Source organism: Methanomethylovorans sp. (genome assembly GCF_050177135.1).
Taxonomy (GTDB): domain Archaea; phylum Halobacteriota; class Methanosarcinia; order Methanosarcinales; family Methanosarcinaceae; genus Methanomethylovorans.
In genome coordinates this window covers 1-4,150 of sequence record NZ_JBFXHJ010000175.1, presented here as the reverse complement: position 1 = coordinate 4,150, position 4,150 = coordinate 1, and the positions used below count along the sequence as shown (strand labels likewise).

The window sequence follows — 4,150 nt, the reverse complement described above, 5'->3', positions numbered from 1 at the left end:
AAGCTCATCGGACCTGGATTAAGGCTAGTAGATCCCAATATTGTACATATCACCCTGAAGTTTCTGGGAGATGTTGATGAGGCACAACTGCCAGAGATCATCACAGCTCTCGATAGACTGGATTGTCCGTCATTCGATTCAAGAATTTCCGGGGTGGATGCTTTTCCAGGTATGAAGAATCCCAGGATAATATGGTTGGGTGTAGCAGGTGACTATTCATGTATTCACGGGCAGTTGGAATCATTACTATCAGAAATAGGTTTTAAAAAAGAGCCACGCAAGTTCATTCCACATGCGACTCTTGCCAGGGTCACATATCTGTCCAATCCTCGAAAGAACGAACTTATCTCTGCAATAGATCCTCTCAGGGATTTTGATGTGGGCCTGATGAATGTTCATACCGTTAAGCTCAAGAAAAGTACCCTGACTCCACAGGGTCCCATATATGAGACCCTGCACGAGGTTGATCTGCCCTGATTATAGTGAATGTCACTTTCAGGCTGAAGTGACCTCATATTTCTCAAAGCCACTGGACTTTACTATTCTTTTGTCGTTTGTTATCAGAAGACATTCTACGCCATCAAGTTCCTCGATCATTTCCAGGCCTTCCTGTTCCCCTAATACGAATACAGAAGTTGACAGTGCATCTGAGTCTATACCAAGAGGTGCAATGACCGTGGCACTTATAAGGTTCTGGGATGGATATCCTGTGCGAGGATCGGCAATATGGGAAACCTTTGCCTCTTCACTAAAATATCTTTCATAATTGCCGCTGGTCGCTACAGCCATATCTGTGATCTCAATAACAGTTATTACCTGCTGGCTCATGTTCGGATTCTGCAATCCAACTCTCCAGGATGTTCCATCAGGTTTATATCCAATGTAAAGTCCATTCCCTCCCGCATCAACAAAACCTGAGGTTATACCATCCTTTCTAAGCGAATCTATGGCAAGGTCGAGGGCATATCCCTTTGCTATTCCACCCAGGGTTATCTTCATCCCTTCCTGTGTAAATATGTTATTTTCCATGACGGTTATATTACTGGCGTTCACAAGCCTTAGTGTTTCACGGATCTCATCTTCGGTAGGTGGCTGATGTGTGCCCCCGGGTGCAAATTTGCTCTTCCACAGATCCAAAAGAGGTAAGACCGTAATGTCAAAAGCCCCGTGGGTAACATGCTGATAATATATAGATTTGTTGATTACATATGTAAGATCATTACTTGCATTCAGAAGTTGTGAATTAGTGTTAAGTCTGCTCAGTTCACTGGTGTTATCGAAATAGTCCATGCTTGAATCAACATAGTACACCCTCTCAAAAGCATTATCAATTGCCTCTCTCGCGTGAGTACTGTTAGTGTCAACCACTTTGATCGTCACTATAGTATCCATTATGCTTCTGGTATCATTGTATATCTGTGGTATAGGTTCCTGGCTATCCATACCTTTGTCAATGCAATTTATCACGAATGATACTGATAAAATCGCTATCAGGGCAATGGTAACAGTTTTATACATCATGGTTTATGGAATGACATAATCAATCTTAAACTTAATCAGAACCGTAACGGGCATTTAGTTGGTTCTTTCGCGGAAATCTTTGATCAAAGGAAGTGTAATCATGAGCGATCACAGTGGAGCTTCGGCAACAGGCTCGCGTTCAAGCAAGGATAAATACCTTGTTGTGGCGATCCATCAGATAATGGAAGAGTATGGATGGAGGGGAATCGAAAAACAATTTGGTGTTGTAAAACATCATATCATCTATGTGAAACCCGGTTCACCTCTTGATAAAATAGAACTCAAGTCCAATATAGTCGGCAATCACATGGATGTCGACTTCTTTGGCATGACCCCTGAGAAAGGCCTTATGGATAAGGTTTTTGATTTTAATGTACGGGTAGTTCGCAAGACATTCGAGATCGATAAATACGTCACTAACGACTTGAAAGTTACTAACGAACAGAATCTGAGGAATACTATAATTGTTGCTATAAAGCAGCTTGAAGATGTTGCTTCTAAAACGCCAGGGGATACCTCGGAAAAGTGAGTGTGATTTTTATGAAAGCAAGTTTTCTTATTGTAATTGCTGTATTGATGCTTTTCATATCCGGAGTGTACGCTTATGTCGGGTATAGTGGGAATGAGGTCCTTTCATCTCACTACATGACCGATCAGAAGTGGTCTGATAAGGTGTGTATGGGCTGTCATTTAAATACAAAGGCTGAAGTGAACAGTTCTTTCCATGTGCGGCAGGATCTGGCCGAATGGTCTTCTCTCATGAAGCATGGCGTCCTATTGAGTGACATGGATAAAGAAACATGGTTAAGTGTTTACGGTCCGCTGCACCCAGGAGGAGGAGATCTTGAGGAATATGGTGCAGATGTCGATTGTATGGTCTGCCATGAACAGAACGGTCTATATGATTATGAGGCACGTGTTGCAAGTATCTCTTCTGGGAATATCGCCGGTGCAAAAGAAGCAGCAATTGAAGAAGCGAGCAAAGAGGCACAGAAAGATCCTTTATATGTTGCCAGCTACGCTTTAAATGTTCTCACTCCTTTACCGATCGTTACTGAGATACACGATGAGGTCAATGCAGGGCCCACAAAGGAGCAATGTGCCAATACCTGCCATCAAAATGAAGCTGCTACCAGTGCAGTGACATGGATGGCTGCAAATGCTTCAGAGTATGATGTTCATTCCAACGTGAATTGTGTGGAGTGCCATGAAACCGATGAGCACCAGATAGGTCGGCGGATCCCTCTTGATTCTGTCCATGAGAACGATGTGGAGGTAAAGAGCTGTGACTCAGAAGGCTGCCATGCAGGTATTTCCCATGGTGGTATCGTTGACGCCCACCTTGAGACCATTGAGTGTGAAACATGTCACATCCCCATGTTGCCAGGCGGAGATCTCACAGGCATTAAAACGGTAAGTAGTTTCAGCTGGGAGAATGGGATTCTTGAAGAAACATATCATGAATCAGATTTTACACCAACCCTGGCCTGGTCGGGTGGAATCTACAATGAAAAACTCCCTATGATGGCCAGCAAGGATGAGGAAGGTGTGAAACTGAACACTTTCAATTTAATAAGCGGTGTATGGTGGGATGAAGGTCTGGACCAGGAAGTCCTGAACAATCCGGACAACAGTTCTTCACTGGGTGATCCGATACCTCCATCTGCAGTAAAGGAAGCTGATTCTAATGGGGATGGCAAGGTCACATCTTCAGAGATACGCTCATACGATGGGAACCTTGATAATCAGCCTGATTATCCGAAAGCCATCCGGAGGCATGTTGATCTCTTGTACCAGGTAAGCCATAACATTGCAAGCCAGGACGTTGGTTTGGCCGATCCGCTGATATGTGCTGACTGTCACGCAGGCTCAGCTTCAGGAACTCTTCATATTAACTGGGAGCTACTGGGTTATGATATGGACCCCGCAGGAACAACAGCTCCTGCTCAGGAGATCAGCGTGACAATACCCGGACAAAAGCCGGTTGAAGTAGAGAGGGAACCAGCACTTTAAGGAGTGAATTATAATGGAAAGTAAACGATTGAGTAAATTACCGGAAAAAGTAATAATTCCCCTTAAGCAGCATAAGGGAATGCCCTGTGTTCCAATGGTCAAAAAGGGAGATTCTGTGGTAATTGGACAAAAAATAGGTGACTGTAAAGACAACAATGATTCATCTGTCCATTCAAGTGTCTGTGGTGAGGTTCTCTCTATTGAGATGGCTCCACATCCGGAAGGAAATAAGGTTCTGAGCGTTATCATCAAGACCATTGAAAGCGATCAGACCGTGGAATTCACTCCAACGAAGGATCCCTCACCAAACAATCTGATCGAACTGATAAAGAACTCCGGTATAGTGGAACACTATGGTGTTCCAACACAAAGTGTTCTGAAGCCGGATGGTAAAAATATAACCACAGTACTCATCAATGCCACGTCATCAGAATGGATCGGAGGCAAATTCAGCACTCCTGAAGAATATGGCACTCAGATGCTGGAAGCGCTCAAACTTCTCATGAAGGCTGCAGGTGCATCTAAAGGCGCTATTGTGCTGCGTAGTGATGATGCTGAGTCCATAGCAGCTTTTAGCGGGATAAGATTTGAAGGAAAACAGCTGGAAGTTGCCCCT

The 4,150-nt window shown here is 43.9% G+C and carries 4 protein-coding genes and 1 pseudogene; 4 read left to right on the top strand and 1 reads right to left on the bottom strand.

From position 1 onward, the window contains the following. Positions 1 to 477, top strand: a 477-nt coding sequence (thpR, locus tag AB7U21_RS10870) for an RNA 2',3'-cyclic phosphodiesterase (RefSeq protein WP_428388980.1), incomplete at its 5' end; no start/stop codon positions are given. An 18-nt stretch (positions 478 to 495) separates the two neighbouring features. Here thpR and AB7U21_RS10865 read toward each other — a convergent pair. Next, a complete protein-coding gene (locus tag AB7U21_RS10865; protein WP_428388977.1) occupies positions 496 to 1,521 on the bottom strand; it encodes an FAD:protein FMN transferase in 1,026 nt (341 codons plus the stop codon). Positions 1,522 to 1,621: 100 nt separating this feature from the next. On the opposite strand from AB7U21_RS10865, the gene AB7U21_RS10860 reads away from it, so the two are divergent. From AB7U21_RS10860 to AB7U21_RS10850, 3 genes and pseudogenes are all read left to right on the top strand, one after another. Beyond that, positions 1,622 to 2,050 carry a hypothetical protein gene (locus AB7U21_RS10860; RefSeq protein WP_333787659.1) on the top strand — a complete coding sequence of 143 codons (429 nt, stop codon included), beginning with the start codon at positions 1,622 to 1,624 and terminating at the stop codon, positions 2,048 to 2,050. A gap of 11 nt (positions 2,051 to 2,061) precedes the next feature. Then, complete coding sequence (mmcA, locus tag AB7U21_RS10855) at positions 2,062 to 3,534, top strand: methanogenesis multiheme c-type cytochrome (protein WP_428388975.1); 1,473 nt, start codon at positions 2,062 to 2,064, stop codon at positions 3,532 to 3,534. A gap of 13 nt (positions 3,535 to 3,547) precedes the next feature. Further along, positions 3,548 to 4,150, top strand: a pseudogene (locus AB7U21_RS10850) (NADH:ubiquinone oxidoreductase); the annotation flags it as partial.

What these genes read in the sequence shown, in the direction of transcription:
- AB7U21_RS10865 (WP_428388977.1), bottom strand. Translation starts at nt 1,521, where the DNA reads ATGATGTATAAAACTGTTACCATTGCCCTGATAGCGATTTTATCAGTA.
- AB7U21_RS10860 (WP_333787659.1), top strand. Translation starts at nt 1,622, where the DNA reads ATGAGCGATCACAGTGGAGCTTCGGCAACAGGCTCGCGTTCAAGCAAG.
- mmcA (WP_428388975.1), top strand. Translation starts at nt 2,062, where the DNA reads ATGAAAGCAAGTTTTCTTATTGTAATTGCTGTATTGATGCTTTTCATA.